The following is a 16,713-nucleotide window of genomic DNA, read 5'->3' as shown; positions in this document are numbered from 1 at the left end:
CACTATGACCACGCACCCACCCCGGCCTTCGCGCTTCGCGCGGTCCATCCGCCACCTTGCGGTGTTCATCATCATCGGGTGGGTGGCGCTGACCCTGCTGGTGACGTTCGGGGTGCCGCGGCTCGAGATTGTGGGCCAACAGCATTCGGTTCCGCTCGCCCCCCAGGACGCGCCGGCGGTGCAGGCCATGCAGCGCATGGGCAAGGATTTCAAAGAGTCCGACTCGGACAGCTTCGCGATGCTGGTCCTGGAAGGGCAACAGCCGCTTGACGACCAGGCACACGCCTACTACGACAAGCTGGTCGGTGAATTAAAAAGCGACACAAAGCATATCGAGCATGTGCAGGACCTCTGGGGCGATCGCCTCACCGCGGCAGGCGCCCAGAGCCCGGACGGCAAAGCCGTCTATGTGCAGCTGAACCTGGCGGGCAACCAGGGCACCACCCTGGGCCAGGAATCCGTGGCGGCGGTCCGCGATGCCATCGCGCGCACGCCACCGCCTCCCGGGGTGAAGGCTTACGTCACCGGTCCCTCGGCGCTGTTCTCCGATATGCAGCTCGCCGGTGACCGATCGATTCTGAAGATGACCATGATCGGCGCCTTGATCATCTTTGTCGTGCTGCTCATGGTGTACCGCTCGATCACGACCGTCATTCTGCTGTTGGTCACCGTCGGGATCGAGGTCTTCGCCGCCCGGGGTGTCATCGCCTTCATCGCCAATAACAATTGGATGGCGCTCTCGACGTTCGCCGTCAACCTCCTGGTGGCACTGGCCATGGCCGCCGGCACGGACTACGCGATCTTCTTCTTCGGCCGCTATCAAGAGGCGCGCCAGGCGGGTGAAGATCGGCAGACCGCGTATTTCACCACCTATCGCAGCGTCGCACCCGTCGTGTTGGGTTCCGGTTTGACCATCGCCGGAGCCATGCTGTGCCTCAGCTTCACCCGCATGCCCATCTTCCAGACCATGGGCCTGCCCTGCTCGGTGGGCATGCTCATTTCGGTGTTGATCGCCCTGACACTGGTGCCGGCGGTTCTGACCGTCGGAAGCGGCTTCGGCTTGTTCGATCCGACCCGGACGATCGGGTTCGGCCGGTGGCGGCGGATCGGCACGGCGATCGTGCGCTGGCCTGCCCCCATTCTGTGCGCGACCATTGCGGTCGCCCTGGTCGGCCTGGTGACGCTACCCGGCTACCAGACGAGCTACAACAACCGGCTCTACATGCCGGACAACGTTCCCGCCAACGTGGGATACGCCGCCGCAGACCGCCATTTCAACCAATCACGCATGATGCCCGAGATCCTGATGATCGAATCCGATCACGACATGCGGAACTCGGCGGATTTCTTGATACTGCACCGACTTGCCAAGGCAGTCTTCGGGGTTCACGGCATCTCCCGTGTCCAGGGCATCACCCGCCCCGAGGGGACGCCGATCCAGCACACCTCGATCCCGTTCCTGCTCAGCATGCAACAAGCGACCATGAGTCAAGACATCAAGTACATGCAGGCGCGCATGGACGACATGCTCGTTCAGGCCGACATGATGGCCAAGCAGATCGAGATCATGAAGCGCATTTATTCGCTCCAGAAACGCATGACCGACATCACCCACGACTCGATCGTGAAGACCAAAGAAATGGCCGTCGTCCTTTGGGAACTCCGCGACAAAATGTCGGATTTCGAGGACTTCTTCCGGCCGCTACGCAGCTATTTCTACTGGGAAAAGCACTGCTACGACATCCCGATATGTTGGTCGTTGCGGCAGATCTTCGAGATTCTCGACGGTGTCGACACGCTCAGCGACAAGATGGTGGGTCTGCTCCAAGATCTCGATCACATGGACCGGCTGATGCCGCAGCTGCTCGAGCAGTATCCGCCGATGATCGCGATGTCCGAGGACATGCGGAACATGATGTTGACCAATCACAGCACCATGTCCGGAATCATCGGCCAGATGGATAGCAACGATAAGGACGCCACCGCCATGGGCCAGGCGTTCGACGATTCCAAAAATGACGACTCGTTCTATCTGCCCCCCGAGATCTTCGAGAATGCGGATTTCAAGCGCGCGATGGCGCAGTTCTTGTCGCCGGACGGAAAGGCCGCTCGCTTCATCATTTCGCACCGTGGCGACCCGGCAACGTCGGAAAGCGTGAACCGCATCGACAAGATCCGGCTGGCGGCCGAGGAGGCGCTCAAGAACACGCCGCTGGAAAACTCCAAGATCTACATCGCGGGCACGGCGTCGACATTCAAGGACTTCCGCGACGGCTCCACGTACGACCTGTTTATCGCAGGCATTGGTGCGCTGTGCCTGATCTTCATCATCATGCTGATTCTTACCCGAAGTTTCATTGCTGCCCTGGTCATCGTGGGCACCGTGACGCTGTCGTTGGGCGCATCATTCGGATTGTCCGTGCTGATTTGGCAGTACATCTTTGGCATCAAGTTGTACTGGATGGTGCTGCCGATGTCGGTCATTGTTTTGCTGGCGGTCGGATCGGACTACAACTTGCTGCTGGTGTCCCGTATGAAAGAGGAATTAGCCGGCGGCATTAACACGGGCATCATTCGTGCGATGGGCGGTACCGGTAAGGTCGTGACGAATGCCGGTCTGGTGTTCGCCTTCACCATGGCCTCGATGGTGGTCAGCGATTTGCGCATCATCGGTCAGGTCGGAACCACAATCGGCCTGGGTCTGATGTTCGACACCTTGATCGTGCGCTCGTTCATGACGCCTACCATCGCGGCGCTGCTCGGACGCTGGTTCTGGTGGCCGCAATTGGTTCGGCCCCGGCCGGCCAGCCTGCTGCTGCGCTCCGTGGGCACACGTCCGGCGGTGCGCACCCTGCTTCACCACGATGACGATATGGACGCTCCCACGGCGGAGATCCCGATCGCCCGGCCTACCGTCTAGGTGCTTTTCGTCGTTTCATTGCCCGGATAGCGGGGCGGTCGACGCCATCCGCGAAAGCGCGGCGAGAAAGATTGGAGGCCACTGATTTTGCTTGGAGCGCTCGGAGCTCCCCCGCTGCAAAACAATCGATACCGTCGGCATGCCGTTAAGCACCGTGAAATACTCGTACGGTGAGTCCACTAGCGATTGAGGTTGTAGGCCTCACAAAGACATTCGGGCGAAACACGCTCGCGCTCAACGGCGTGGACTTTTCCGTTCCGGCCGGGACGGTGTGCGGGGTGCTCGGCCATAACGGCGCCGGCAAGACCACCACGATCAACATCCTTTCCACGCTGATCCGCCCGAGCTCCGGCCGGGCCAGCGTCGCCGGGTATGACATCATCCGCCAGCCGTCCGAGGTGCGTGCCAGCATCGGGATGGCCGGGCAGTTCACCGGGATGGACCCCATGCTGACGGGCCGGGAGAACCTGGTGCTGTTCGGCCGGCTGCGCGGGCTGAACCGCAAGCGGGCGAAGGCTCGTGCCGATGAGCTGCTCGAGCAGTTTGATCTCGTCGCCGCCGCGGACCGGCGGCTGTCGACCTACTCCGGGGGCATGTTCCGGCGCGTCGACCTGGCCAGCGCCCTGGTGGTGCCGCCGCAGGTGCTCTTCCTCGACGAGCCGACGACCGGCCTGGACCCGCGCAGTCGTCGCGACGTGTGGGCCCTGGTGAGTTCGCTGACGGTGCAGGGCATCACCGTACTGCTGACGACGCAGTACCTGGAAGAGGCCGATGTGCTGAGCGACTCGATCGTCGTCATCGATCACGGACAGGTGATCGCCAGCGGCACCGCCGAGGAGCTCAAGCGGGCGGTCGGGACCAGCTACTGCCAGGTGACGCCGGCCAACCCCGCCGACCTGCCTCAGGTCGCGGCGGCGCTGAACGGACTCGAGGGCGTCGACATCGACAACGACACCAATTCGGTGTCGGTGTTCGCGCCGGATGGGGTGGCCACCCTGGTCGAGGTGTTCCGCCGAGTCGACGCGCTCGGCCTCGAACTCACCGACATCTCGCTACGCAAGCCCTCCCTCGACGAGGCATTCCTGCACCTGACCGAGCGGACCGCCTCCCGGTCATGAGCGCCCTGTCCGCCCTCACCGAGCGTTCACTGATGTCGGCGGCTCGCGACGGCGAGATGATCTTCGAGATCGTCTCGCCGGCAGCGTATTTGGCAGGATTCAGCGTGGCGCTGCATGGCCTAATCGATACCGGCCGCGTCAGCTACACCCAGTATTTTTTGCCCGCGGTGGTCGCCCAATCGATGATCTTCGTCGGCCTGCTCACCGCGGACCGCGCGGCTCGCGACCACTTGACGGGGTTCGGTGAACGAATGCGGACGTTGCCGGTCGCCGCGGTGGCCACTGTCACTGCCCGCACGGCGGCCACCCTGATGCGAGGAGTGCTCTCCTTGGTAGTGGCCCTGATTACGGGCTACGCCTTTGGTTTCCGGATCACGGGCGGACTCGGCTACGCGGCGGCTTTCCTGCTTATTTCGTTGCTGCTGTGCCTGGCGGTGACACTGGGCGCCGACGCTCTGGGATCGAGCGCAAAGACTGTTCAGGGGGCCAGCCATCTCTTGTTCGTCCCCCAACTGCTGCTGTTCATGCTGTCCACCGGAATCGCGCCCGAGAAAACTTTCCCAGAATGGTTGCGTCCGTACGTGCGCAATCAGCCGATATCGCAGTTCGCCGAGACCCTGCGTGGCCTGGCCACTGGCCACGTGATCCTCAGCAATATAGCGGCGACCCTGGCCTGGTGCGCGGGCATGGTTCTGGTGTTCGGCGCAATCACGCTGCGCATGCAGAGGCGCGGCTAGTGACGCATCGCCTCGAGGCACAGGGATCTCTGTTGACCCAAAGTTGGGTGCAAGCCGGCCGACTCCTGTTGCGATGGCGGCGCGACCAAGCGGTGCTGATGGGGTCGCTGCTGCTACCCGTATGCCTGCTATTGATCTACAAACTCGTGCTGGGCGAGCAAGTGCAGAAGGTCACCGGTGTCGACAGCATCTACGGCATCGTTCCCATGTGCGCGGTGATCTCGGGGCTCTTCGGGTCTCTGGGCAACTCCGTCGGGATCACCATGGACCGCGAATCGCGCCTGCTCAGCCGGATGTGGGTGCTGCCGATTCACCGAGCCAGCGCGATCACCGGCTGGATCATTGCCGAGGTAGTGCGCGCTTTCATCGGCACAGTCCTGATCACAGGCCTTGGGCTGGCATTGGGGCTACGGTTCCACCAGGGTTGGCCTGCGGCACTGCTTTTCCTGCTGATCCCGTCGATAGCGGTGACCGGTTTTACAGCTCTGGTGATGGCCATGGCCATCCGCAACAATGGCCGCACCGCGATGACTTGGGTGCTCGGCGTCACGTTTGCGCTGGCTTTCGTCAATCCTGGCGCCACTCCGATCAAACTGTTTCCGGATTGGGCTCAGCCATTGATCCGTTTTCAACCGATCTCGCCGCCGATCGAGACGATGCGGTCCTTGGCCCACGGCGGCCCGGTCACGGGGCCTCTTGCGACAACGTTGATTTGGGCGGTGGTGCTGCTTGCGTTGTTCTTACCAATCGCCGTGCGCGGCTATCGCCTGGCGGCCGAAGCCAGCGCTTAACTGCTCGGGCGTCGCGGTTCCTAAGGGCCACCGAATGCCACGAAGCGGTTCTAGAACGATCCGGCTTCGGATCGCGTGCTGCCGCAACATTTATGGCAATTGCCTCTGTCCCGGGCCGGACCTTTGCGGCGCTAGCCTTGCGCCCGAGCCTTTGACGCGGCTCTAGACCGGCTTATCAACGCGCGCAAGGCGAGTCGACGGTTCTCGCGCTGCCTGAAGAAGCGCAGCATTCGGCCGATAGTCTCCAACCCGGCCACCCAGAAATACATTGGCAGCCGCTTTCGGAACTCCTTATCGGTGCTCTGTCTCATACTCAGCCCGGTCATGTCGTTGTATCGCGCGATGACGATGTCCATGTACCTGGTGATTAGCGCCGGGTTGGAAAAGCAACGGATGTTGAAATCCCAGTCGGCCCAAACCGGATAGCGCAAGTTGTAGGGACCGATGCCCTCAAACAGCTTGCGGCGGTAGAAGATCGATTGATGGCATAAATTCGTCTCAAATAGCAATCGGTCCAGGTCGAAGACGCCTGCGTGGCGGGTTCCGGTTGAACGCATGACTACATCGCCATAGACCAGATCGCTGGGGTCATGGTCGCGTATGAAAGTGGCGACGCGGGCCAGAGTGTCTGACTCATAGAGGGTGTCGTCGGAGCCCAAGAAGATTAGCCATGCCCCGTTCGCCATGCCGACGCCGCGGTTCATGGCATCGTAGGGACCTTGGTCGGGCCCGCTGTACATGATGAAGCGCTCACCGAGGACGGTGCCGAAACCCTCAGCAATTTCCAGCGTTCCGTCCGTCGAGCCACCATCAACGAGGACGAGTTCGTAGTCGTTGCAGGTCTGGCAGACAATGCTGTCAATGCAAGCCTGAAGCGTCGCAGCTGAGTTGAATGTGGGGACGATGAGGGAAAACATCGGGGCGGCCATGAGCTACCTCACGAATTTCAAGTTGTATGTCGGCCCCCATGCTAAGCAGCTGATCTGATTTTGCCACCGCGAAAAAAGAAGTAGCATCGTAAAGTCAAATCTTTTCACGGAAAAAAACGCCGTCAGCCTGTAACATTTTGCCGTCACGCGGGTCGACAAAACATGGGACCAATCCGGTTAACGTGAACCCTAAAGAATACGCCCAGTCGAGTGCTTCCGGGATAAGCATGCTCCCCTCGTAAAGGGCTAGAAACGATAGTTCAAGTTGCAAACCAATACAACTGTCGGCAAGGGTCGATTTACTGCCGGCGAGCACCTGCTTCTCAAATCCTTGGACATCAATCTTCAGAAACGATATATCGCCCGGCCGCAAAAGTTCCGGTGCTACGGAGTCGAGCTGACGCACTTCGCTGTTTTCGACTCCAACGTAATTCGCTGGCGGATAGGCATCTTGGTGGCTTTTCAGCATCGGCAACACGGAACTGCTTTGAGCTGCATTGCCGGCAACATTTATTGTTACAGTCCCATCCGTGTCGCCCAGAGCGTACTTATAGCATTCCCAAAGGGAATCTTTTGAGGCCCTTCTTTCAAGGGCCGTAAATGGCTCTGAGAGAGGCTCGAATGAGATCATTCGCCCCTTGTATCCGGCCTTGCGAAGACCAAAGGCATATTGTCCGGTATTCGATCCTATATCGAACACTACGCCCACGTTATACGCTTTTAGCTGATTTACAAAATTGCGTTTCCAATTTCGCTCGGTGAAATAGCGTAACACCTCCGATGGGGCGGCCTGTCCGATCATTCGAGCCTGATCTAACAATTGCATTGCATAACACTAACATGCGAATGCTTGATCAGAATGCGTTTCCGCGAGACTGCTATCCGAAATTGATCTTTGTGCACGGTGGTGCGTTCGTCGGGCGGCTCTCACGCGGAGCTCAAAGCAGCTGAAGGTGTGACTCACGTGCCAACGGCCGGCTGAGCAGCACCGATGTCGTCGTCCCCCATCGTCTGTCTCGTAACGATCTTCTATTGCCTTAAAGCGGCGGCGTTCGCGCGATACCACCCTACGGTCGCATCGATACCATCGCGCAGCGAGATTCGCGGTTGCCATCCCGCACCTCTTAGAGTTGAGACGTCCAGCAGCTTGCGGGGCGTTCCATCCGGTTTTGTTGAATCCCAATTCGTTTCGCCGGGATAGCCCACGGCGGCGGCAACCATCTCCGCGATCTCACTGATTGTGTGGTCGACACCAGTGCCGACGTTCACGTGAGTCGGACCGTCGAAGTGTTCCAGGAGGTAAAGGCATGCGCTAGCTAAGTCGTCGACATGCAACAGTTCTCGCCGCGGAGTCCCAGTACCCCAATTCGTCACATGTGGGACCCTGTTCACCTTCGCTTCCTCATATCTCCGGATCAGGGCCGGCAACAGATGCGAGCTTGAAGGGGAGAAATTGTCGCCCGGCCCGTACAGGTTGGTTGGCATCGCCGAAATCCATGCCAAGCCGTATTGACGTCGGACTGCTTGCACTTGCAGGATTCCGGCGATTTTGGCGATTGCGTAGGCATCATTTGTCGGCTCCAGCGACCCGGTGAGCAGTGCACCTTCCTTGATGGGCTGGGGTGCGAATTTCGGGTAGATACACGAGGAACCGAGAAACAGCAACCTGGGGACCCTCGCCGCCACCGCAGCATCTAGCAGGTTGACTTGGATCCGAAGGTTCTCGGACAAGAAGTCGGCCGGATAGGTGTCATTCGCTAGGATGCCGCCAACCCTGGCCGCAGCATCGATGACCACTTGCGGTCTTGATTCGAGGATGAAGTCGAACGCTGCGTTCCGGTCCATCAAGTCGAGTTCGCTGTGCGACCGTACAAGAAGATTTGTGAAACCTTCAACCTGAAACCGGCGCACCAGGGCGGATCCGACCAGCCCGCGGTGTCCCGCGATGTATACAGGTGTCGTGCGGTCGAGGGCGCCGACTGTGAAATTCATAAGTCGGTCATCCCCAGCCCGCGAGGACCGGCTTGTCGATCCACGGCTTCCCGTCGCATTCCAAAGCGGCGATGTCGGCATCCACCATGATCTGGGCCAATTCGGCGCCGTGCACAGCAGCTTTCCACCCCAGGCTGTGAGCGGCTTTGCTGGCGTCGCCGATCAGTGAATCCACTTCGGTGGGCCGCAGATAACGGTCATCAAACTTCACGTATTTCTGCCAGTCGAGCCCAGCACGGTCGAACGCGGTCTGCGCGAACTCCCGCACGGTGTAACCACGACCCGTCGCGAGAACGAAGTCTTCGGGCTCGGGGACCTGGAGCATCCGCCACATGCCCTCGACATATTCGGGTGCATAGCCCCAGTCTCGAACTGCATCCAGGTTGCCCAAATAGATATCGGACTGGACGCCAGCCTTGATTCGTGCCACGGCTCGCGAGATCTTGCGGGTCACAAAAGTCTCACCGCGCCTTGGCGATTCGTGGTTGAACAAGATGCCGTTCACCGCGAACAAGCCATAGGCTTCTCGATAGTTGCGAGTTGCCCAGTATGAGTAGACCTTTGCCGCGCCATAAGGCGAACGGGGGTAAAACGGCGTCAGCTCATTCTGCGGTGGTGGCGATGCGCCGAACATTTCTGACGAGGATGCTTGGTAGAAGCGACATTCCACTCTCGAGAGGCGAACCGCTTCGAGCAGGCGGATCGACCCCATACCCGTGGTATCGCCAGTGTGCACCGGCTCATCAAAGCTGACCCGAACATGCGACTGGGCCGCAAGGTTGTACACCTCGTCAGGATCGATGGTGCTGAGCAAGGTCACCAGTCGTGTGCCATCGGTGAGATCACCATAGTGGAGAATCAGCCGCGCCCCGGGCTGGTGCGGGTCGACGTACAAGTGGTCGATCCGTGCAGTGTTAAACGTCGAAGCTCGCCGTATGAGGCCATGGACCTCATATCCCTTGGATAACAGTAACTCTGCGAGATACGAACCGTCCTGTCCGGTAATTCCCGTGATGAGCGCTCGCTTCACTGCGCTACCGATTCTGCAACTGACCGCGTATCAGCGGAGGCGGGCAATACGATCATTGAGGCCGACTCACTCCTAGGTGCGTACTCGACAGGATGCTCACTGTCGGTCAATAGTAATTGCGCGCGTCGCTCATGCGGCCGAAATGATCACTTCACCGGTCGGATCGTCCCCGCTCTAGTTGATGAGGGCTGTGTTGCCTCTGACTCTTCCTGCTGTCGCCGAGAACTTGGCGCCGCAACTCGCTCCGGTTCCCCCACGACATCTGCAAAGCCGCGAAGACGTCAGCGGAGAGTATGCACCAGCATTAGCTCGATGCTGGCTACCCACCCGCAAACGAATGCTTGTGCGAGTTGCCTTGTGGAGCCGCCCATCTGATCAACAGCGGGACGCTCGAATGGACCCGCTGGTCGCGGCGGGGTGCTTGCCGCTGGTTAAGCCGTTGCTGCTCAGCCCCTCCGGTCGGCGGGTAAGTCCTTCCTGAATGAGGTCGTTGGGATCCAGAAGAATAGTCGCCGTTTGACCACTGCAGTGCGCGATCGAATGTATAGTCGCTCCTCGGCAACGCCATTGGTCACGCTCATCAGGGGAGGAAGTCTGTGACCTCTGTTCCGACCGTTTCGGTGATAACCATTTCGTTTAACGATTTCACCGGACTGAGGCGCACAGTGGAGAGTGTCCGAGCCCAGCGTTACGCGGGACGCATCGAGCACATTGTGATCGACGGCGGGTCGGGCGATGAAGTTGTGAAGTATTTGTCCAGCTGTAAGCCCGGTTTTGCGCATTGGCAGTCCGAACCGGACGGCGGGCGTTACGATGCCATGAACCAGGGCATTGCCCATGCGACAGGCGATCTCCTGTGGTTCATGAACTCTGGCGACCGATTCTCCGATCCAGATGCGATCGCCGAAGTTGTCGAAGCTATTTCAGGCCTTGGGCCGACGCGTGACATCTGGGGCTACGGTCTTGTTTATCTAGACAGTCTCGGGCGCCTCCAAGGACCGATGCCCTTCAGCCTGCGAAAGTTCCTCGCCGGCTTCTACACAGTCCCACATCAAGCGGCGTTCTTCGGGGCTTCGGTAGTGAACAAGTTGGGTGGGTACGACATCGATGTCGGGCTCCTTGCTGATCAGGAATTCATACTCCGCGCCGCATTGCTCCAAGAGCCAATCACGATCCGCCGCTTGGTCTGCAGCTTCGACACCAGCGGAGCCGGATCAGCATTGACCTCGCGCGAGGCTCTTGCCTACCTGCGACGCTTTTGGGAATTGCACAACCGTTATCCGTTTGGGCGGCGCACGTCAAGTGCATACTTGCGGTTCTGCGAACTCGCTATACCGCCAATGCAGGCCCTATTAGGGCAACTATTGAAACCGCCGTCAAGGCAAACTTTGAGCCCACGCGATCTCGTAGTCTACTCGCGAAGGACCCGCAATCCCGGTCCCCTGCTGTCGCGCGATGAGTGAAGTCAGCCAAGCCGCGGCGCGAATGACCAAACCCGCTGAAAGCATCGGAACCGCCGCAGACCTTCTGGAGAAATTTTCCGCCTGAGAAGCTCGCATGTTGCCACGCAGGGCGATCGATCGTGACAGCGCGTGACGGCGTGCGGCAACGGCACCTGAGAGCGGTGGCATTCGTTTGCTGTACGAGCACCACATTGTAAAAACTGTGCGTCATACCTGTTGCCTGGCAAGCGAATCACCCGTGCAACCTTTACTATTGACGCACGGGTCAGTACCGGTGCTGTTCTCGGCCCGGGGACTGTTAGGGTCGGCAACTAGCTATAGACATCTCCCTTCTCACGTCCCTGCTGGTCGGACTACGTACTTTCCGACGAGAGCGCAAACCAAGCAAACTGCGCAGAAGGGAGCTCGCATTGACCGCAAGGCCAACGGCGAATCCCCCTAAGGTCAGCGTGGTTTCGACCACCCACAATCAGCAGGCCTACGTCCGGCAGACGTTGGACAGCTTCCTCGCCCAGCAGACCGCATTTCCGCTGGAGATCATCGTTGCCGACGACGCCTCGACCGATGCGACACCGCGAATCATCCAGGACTATGCCGACCGCCATCCACACCTGTTCCGACCGATCCTGCGCTCCAAGAACATCGGCCTCAACGCGAACCTGACCGGCGCCCTGTCGGCCGCGCGCGGTGAGTACATCGCGCTGTGCGAGGGTGACGACTACTGGGTCGACCCGCTGAAACTGAGCAAACAAGTCGCACTGCTCGACCAAAACCCGAACACCGCGGTGTGTTTTCACCCGGTGCAGGTCGTCTGGACCCACGACCGCGCCAAAGACGAAAAGCTCATCCACGCCTTGTATCGCAAGTTCGAAGAGACCTTCCTTCCGACCTTTCCGCCGCCCTTTCGGGCCGGCGACCTCAGCTTCGAGACACTGATCTCACGAAACTTCATCCAGACCAACTCGGTCATGTACCGCCGCCTCCCCCGCTACGACGACATCCCGGCCGACGTCATGCCGGTGGACTGGTACCTGCACGTGCGGCACGCGGCCGAAGGCGACATCGCCATGCTGCCGGAGACGATGGCCGTCTATCGTCGCCACCCGCGCGGCATGTGGTACAAGTCCATCACCGACCCCGCAACGTTCTGGCGCACGCAGGGTCGTGCGCATGCGGCGACCTTGGACGCCATGCTCGATGTCGTCTCCGGGGACCCCACGCACGAATCGATCGTCGCCAAAAACGCCAACTGGGTGCTCCGCGCGATCGCCAAACAAGTCCCCGGCCCCGAAGGCCATGCGCTCCTGGTCCAAACCACTGCCGAGTACCCGCGCATCGCGACGCTGGCGCTGCAGAATCGATGGGCCAAGACGCCCGGAGGGCTTCTGAAGAAGTTGCGACGCAAGGTCGTTCGCAAATCCGCTCGACCCAAGCGCGGCGCCCCCGAGCGAGTCGACGAGCGGCTGAGCGCCTGACAATGCCCGCCGCCCCAGACCCGACCGTCGCCTACCTCGGCTGGCATGGCCTGGGCAATCTCGGCGACGACGCCATTTACGACGCGGTTCGCGGCCAATTGCCCGGGGCGACCTTCCTCGATCTGCCGCGCCTGCCCCACCAATTGATTTACGCAACCGCCACCGCCGCACTGGGTTTGAACCGTTCGCTACGGCGCAGCAGGCAAGTCGTGGGGGGCGGCACGCTCGTCGGCCGGAGCCAGTGGCGGCTCCTGGTCAACCGAGGATTGGCGCTCACCAAGGACAACGGAAGCCACGCAATTGGGGTGGGCGTCGAAGATCCGGCCTTCGGCGGACGCAACAGCGGTTCGGGCAAGGGCGAGCTGAAGCGGTGGGCGCCGATACTTTCCAAATTCTGTACCGTATCCGTGCGGGGGCCACGCAGCGCCGAACTGCTGGCCGACATCGGGTTGAGCGTCGAGGTGTCCGGCGACCCGGCGCTGCTGCTCCCCCGACCCGACGTCCGTCCCGAAGAGGACCTGATCGGCGTGAATCTCGGCTTCGGGGACGACCTTTGGGGGCACGATCCAATCATGTTGGCCGACGAAATCGCCAACGCGGTCAAACAGCTGGCCTCACACGGCTACCGCTTCATCGGGATACTGATGAATCCGGAAGACCGGCGGTGGACCGAAGCGGCGCTGAGAGATATCCCGGAAGCCCAGCTGGTGCTCCCAGCCAACCCCGACGCCGCCGCGCGGGAACTCGCCCGCTGTTCGGCAGCCATCGTCACCCGACTACACGCGAGCGTGCTGGCATCGCTCTCCGACACTCCCGTCGTTTCCCTTGAATACCAACCGAAGTGCCGCGACTTCGCACTCGCGATCGACGATGAACGGTCCCTGATCCGCACCGACGAGGTGAGCGCCACCGCCGTCGTCGACCGGGTACTCGACGCGATCGGGAACTCATCGAGCATCCGAAGCAGCAAGCGCAACGCAGTCGCAGCCCTGCGACAGCGCCTGCATAGCGAATACGCCGATCTCGCGCGTGAGTTGGGTCTGGCTTCGTGATATCGCTGCGAAAAGCATTGGAGCTGAAGTGGGTCAAACGCGGCGGGCAGATCGCCGGTCTCCCCCGACGGTTGCCGCCCGCGGCCCGCAAAGCCGACATCGAATCATCGGCCCAGTCGACTGACAAGATCGGCGCCCTGCCATTGGCCGCGGCCTACGGTCAGCCGGGCGCGACCCGGAAACCCAAACAGGTCCGGGCCGCGTCGTGGCAGGGCGACTTGTACGCCTACCTGGTGGACTGGCGCGACCCCGGGATCGTGGTCGAGTTCGGATCGGCTTTCGGGGTGTCCGGGATGTATCTGTCCTCGGCGCTTCGCCGGGGCTGGATGTATTCGTTCGAGATCAACCCCACCTGGGCTGACATCGCCGAGCGAAACATCCACTCCATCACCGACCGTTTCACCCTGACCAGGGGCGCCTTCGAAGACCACGTCGGCGACATCGCGGACCCGATCGATCTGGCTCTGGTGGACGGTATCCACACTCGGGATTTCGTGACCCGGCAGTGGCAGCTACTGAAGCCCCGACTGGCCCCGGGCGGTTGGGTGCTGTTCGACGACATCGACTTCAATCCCGGAATGGGCGAAGCCTGGCTGGACATCTGCACCGATCCCCACGTGGTAGGGGCGGTCGAGGTGTCCAAACGGCTCGGCCTCGTCGAACTGGCCTCCTAGCCACGGGACCGGTCAGCCCACCGGTTGACCCGCGCACAATGGTGATCTCCGCGCGCCCACTCCACAGCACCGGCAATAATGGCCCCGACGTTGCCCGCAGCGGGACAACCGGAAAGGCAGGATGTTCGTGAAGTTTGCCCTGGCGAGTTACGGAACTCGCGGCGACATCGAACCGTCCGCTGCCGTTGGCCTCGAACTGCTGCGCCGCGGGCATGACGTCCGCCTGGCCGTCCCGCCCGAACTTGTCGGTTTCGTCGAGTCGGCGGGCCTGGCCGCCGTTCCGTACGGGCCGAAGGTGCAGGAGTTCTTGGACGAGGAATTCCTTCGCAACATGTGGACCGACTTCGTCCGCAATCCGATCAGGCAGGTGCTCAAGGTGTGGGATCCGCTGATCAAGTACTGGGGCGACGTGAGCGCGACGTTGAAGCCGCTGGCGGACGGTGCCGACCTGCTGTCCACGGGGCTGAACTTCGAGCAGGCCGCGGCCAACGTGGCCGAGCATTACGCCATCCCGTTGGCCTCTCTGCATCACTTCCCCATGCGCGCGAACGGCCGGTTGGTGCCGAGCATGCCGGCGCCGCTGGTGCGCTCCACGATGACGACGATCGAATGGCTGTTCTGGCAGTCGACGAAGGAGGTCGACAATGCGCAGCGCGCTGAACTCGGCCTGCCGAAGGCAACACGACGCTCGCAGCGGCGAATCGCCGAACGCCGGTCTTTGGAGATCCAGGCTTACGACGAGATCTTCTTTCCCGGCCTGGCGACCGAATGGGCGCGTTGGGGCGACCGCCGGCCCTTTGTCGGGGCGCTGACGATGGAGCTGCCGACGGACGCCGACGACGACGTCGTGTCCTGGATCGCGTCGGGAACACCGCCGATTTGCTTCGGCTCGGGCAGCATCGCGCTCGAATCGCCCGCCGACACGGTCACGATGATCGCCGCGGCATGCGCGCGGCTGGGCGAGCGGGCGCTAATTTGCTTCGGCGGCACCGACTTCAGCGACGTGCCACAGTTCGACCACGTCAAGTCGGTAGGCCCGGTCAACTACGCGACGATCTTTCCCGCCTGCCGCGCCATCGTTCATCACGGCGGCTCGGGCACCACGGCGGCAAGCCTGCGCGCGGGCGTCCCGACCCTGGCCCTGTGGAGCTCGGCCGATCAACCGTATTGGGCCGCGTCGATCAAGCGGCTGAAATTGGGCACTGCGAGGCGCTTTTCGGCCACCTCTGACCAAACGCTGTTCGCGGACCTGCGCCAGATCCTCGCCCCGGACTACGCCGTGCGCACCCGCGAGTTCGCCGCTCGGATGACGAAACCCGCCGCCAGCATCGAGCGCACAGCCGACCTGTTAGAGGACGCCGCTCGCCGGAAAGTGTCTACCTGAGCGGCCGCTAAACCGTTGGGCGACTGCCGAGCTCACACGGCGGAAAGGCAAATCTCAGCGCGCCGGTTTGATGAGCAGGCCCTGACCGGTGGGCAACGAGCAGATCTTCACACCCAGTTCGCCGGCCACCTCGTCCATGGCGATGCGCTGCTCGTCGCGGCCGCGGTTCGCGTAGTCGTCCAGCAGCACAAAGGCCCCGGGCGTGAGGCGCGGCCAAAAGAACCGCAGCGCAGCGACTTCCGGGGGAGCGCAATTCATGTCGATGTGCAGGTAGGCCACCGACGGTGCGTCGACCCGCTCAAGGGTCTCCGGGACCGCTCCCACGATGATGCGGTGGTTTTGCCACTGCGAGAAGTTGGCGCGCACACTGTCAACCCCGTTGGCATACATCCCGTTGCGCAGGTGTCCTTCGCTCGTTTCCAGCGCCCCGGCCTTGCGTTCGTTCTCCGTGACGAACCGGGGGTCGATTCCGGCGAAGGTGTCGAGCAGGTAGAACGTCTTGCCCAGGTGATCCCAGTCGAGGTACTCCATGATCGCGCTGCTCAAAAAGCCGTAGCTGACGCCACACTCGACGAAATCGCCCTCGAGCTTGCTGGCGCTCGCCGCCGCCCACAGCCCGACGTGCACGCGCCATTGCCACTGGTACCAGTCCTCGTTGCCCAGAGATTTGGCACCGCGCCGGTAGGCGCGCTGGAAGTCGGGATCATCGAGGAATCCGTGAAAGTTGTTGAACGTGATCAACGCGTCGTTGGCGTAGACGTCGGGCAGCAGCGTACGCGCGAGCCAGTATTCGGTGCGCACCCACCACATCCTGAGGCGGGTGCCGGTCGTCAGCCCTGTTGCCACGGCGGCAACCATAACATCGGCGCGCACGGCACCCCGGGCGAACGCGATGGATGCGCCACGATCGTGCTTCTACCATCCCTCGGACGAGGGCAAACCGTTTCGTACACCTAGGGTTTCAGCTATCTCACGACTTGCGCCACAGCACGCCGGTGCCGTCGATCTCGACGATCTCGTCGGTCACGCCGTGCTTGGTGCGGTAGTCCGTCACGGCTTGGGCGCACGCGTCGATGGCGTGGTAGTCGTCGATGATGCAAAACCCCCCGGGCGACAGCCGCGGGTAGAGCGCATCGAGCGCCTGAATC

At 61.5% G+C, this 16,713-nt stretch carries 15 protein-coding genes; 9 read left to right on the top strand and 6 right to left on the bottom strand.

The window, feature by feature from the left end:
* The first annotated feature begins 4 nt into the window (after positions 1-4).
* The 4 genes from A5622_RS13590 (at position 5) to A5622_RS13575 (ending at position 5,566) form a co-directional block, all read left to right on the top strand.
* Positions 5-2,920, top strand: coding sequence for an RND family transporter (locus A5622_RS13590; RefSeq protein ID WP_066879043.1), 2,916 nt, complete (start codon positions 5-7; stop codon positions 2,918-2,920).
* A 170-nt stretch (positions 2,921-3,090) separates the two neighbouring features.
* The gene (locus tag A5622_RS13585) at positions 3,091-4,038 is read left to right on the top strand and encodes a daunorubicin/doxorubicin resistance ABC transporter ATP-binding protein DrrA (protein WP_066871567.1); all 948 of its coding nucleotides are present in this window, start codon (positions 3,091-3,093) and stop codon (positions 4,036-4,038) included.
* Complete coding sequence (locus tag A5622_RS13580; RefSeq protein WP_066879041.1) at positions 4,035-4,775, top strand: ABC transporter permease; 741 nt, start codon at positions 4,035-4,037, stop codon at positions 4,773-4,775. The genes A5622_RS13585 and A5622_RS13580 overlap by 4 nt, the downstream gene beginning before the upstream one ends.
* Positions 4,776-4,807: 32 nt before the next feature.
* On the top strand, positions 4,808-5,566 hold the full coding sequence (locus A5622_RS13575; protein WP_255361698.1) for an ABC transporter permease: 759 nt from the start codon (positions 4,808-4,810) through the stop codon (positions 5,564-5,566).
* A gap of 131 nt (positions 5,567-5,697) precedes the next feature.
* On the opposite strand, the gene A5622_RS13570 is transcribed toward A5622_RS13575, so the two are convergent.
* The 4 genes from A5622_RS13570 to gmd form a co-directional block, all read right to left on the bottom strand.
* Positions 5,698-6,495, bottom strand: a complete 798-nt coding sequence (locus tag A5622_RS13570; RefSeq protein WP_066879039.1) for a glycosyltransferase family 2 protein — start codon at positions 6,493-6,495, stop codon at positions 5,698-5,700.
* A 94-nt stretch (positions 6,496-6,589) separates the two neighbouring features.
* Entirely contained in the window at positions 6,590-7,321 is a 732-nt protein-coding gene (locus A5622_RS28265) for an FkbM family methyltransferase (protein WP_082994584.1), read from the bottom strand.
* Between the two features lie 203 nt (positions 7,322-7,524).
* Complete coding sequence (locus A5622_RS13565; protein ID WP_066879037.1) at positions 7,525-8,487, bottom strand: GDP-L-fucose synthase; 963 nt, start codon at positions 8,485-8,487, stop codon at positions 7,525-7,527.
* A 7-nt stretch (positions 8,488-8,494) separates the two neighbouring features.
* On the bottom strand, positions 8,495-9,517 hold the full coding sequence (gene gmd, locus A5622_RS13560; protein ID WP_066879035.1) for a GDP-mannose 4,6-dehydratase: 1,023 nt from the start codon (positions 9,515-9,517) through the stop codon (positions 8,495-8,497).
* A gap of 596 nt (positions 9,518-10,113) precedes the next feature.
* Between gmd and A5622_RS28260 the strand changes: the two genes are divergently transcribed.
* The 5 genes from A5622_RS28260 (at position 10,114) to A5622_RS13535 (ending at position 15,565) form a co-directional block, all read left to right on the top strand.
* Complete coding sequence (locus A5622_RS28260) at positions 10,114-10,980, top strand: glycosyltransferase family 2 protein (RefSeq protein ID WP_082994583.1); 867 nt, start codon at positions 10,114-10,116, stop codon at positions 10,978-10,980.
* 410 nt (positions 10,981-11,390) lie between these two features.
* Entirely contained in the window at positions 11,391-12,455 is a 1,065-nt protein-coding gene (locus A5622_RS13550) for a glycosyltransferase (protein WP_066879032.1), read from the top strand.
* A 2-nt stretch (positions 12,456-12,457) separates the two neighbouring features.
* Positions 12,458-13,507: a polysaccharide pyruvyl transferase family protein gene (locus A5622_RS13545; protein WP_066879030.1), complete on the top strand. Its 1,050-nt coding sequence runs from the start codon at positions 12,458-12,460 to the stop codon at positions 13,505-13,507.
* Positions 13,504-14,181: a class I SAM-dependent methyltransferase gene (locus tag A5622_RS13540; protein ID WP_232002966.1), complete on the top strand. Its 678-nt coding sequence runs from the start codon at positions 13,504-13,506 to the stop codon at positions 14,179-14,181. Before A5622_RS13545 ends, A5622_RS13540 begins: the two co-directional genes overlap by 4 nt.
* 127 nt (positions 14,182-14,308) lie before the next feature.
* Complete coding sequence (locus A5622_RS13535; protein ID WP_066879047.1) at positions 14,309-15,565, top strand: glycosyltransferase; 1,257 nt, start codon at positions 14,309-14,311, stop codon at positions 15,563-15,565.
* Between the two features lie 54 nt (positions 15,566-15,619).
* On the opposite strand, the gene A5622_RS13530 is transcribed toward A5622_RS13535, so the two are convergent.
* Together A5622_RS13530 and A5622_RS13525 are read right to left on the bottom strand one after the other, a co-directional pair.
* Positions 15,620-16,423: a class I SAM-dependent methyltransferase gene (locus tag A5622_RS13530; protein WP_066879028.1), complete on the bottom strand. Its 804-nt coding sequence runs from the start codon at positions 16,421-16,423 to the stop codon at positions 15,620-15,622.
* A 112-nt stretch (positions 16,424-16,535) separates the two neighbouring features.
* The coding region (locus tag A5622_RS13525; RefSeq protein ID WP_232002968.1) for a TylF/MycF family methyltransferase at positions 16,536-16,713 on the bottom strand (178 nt) is incomplete at its 5' end.

This window comes from Mycobacterium sp. 1245801.1 (assembly GCF_001673055.1).
In the GTDB taxonomy this organism is placed as follows: Bacteria; Actinomycetota; Actinomycetes; order Mycobacteriales; family Mycobacteriaceae; genus Mycobacterium; species Mycobacterium europaeum_A.
Note: the sequence above shows the minus strand (reverse complement) of the source record. Positions and strands in the feature narration are given on the sequence as shown.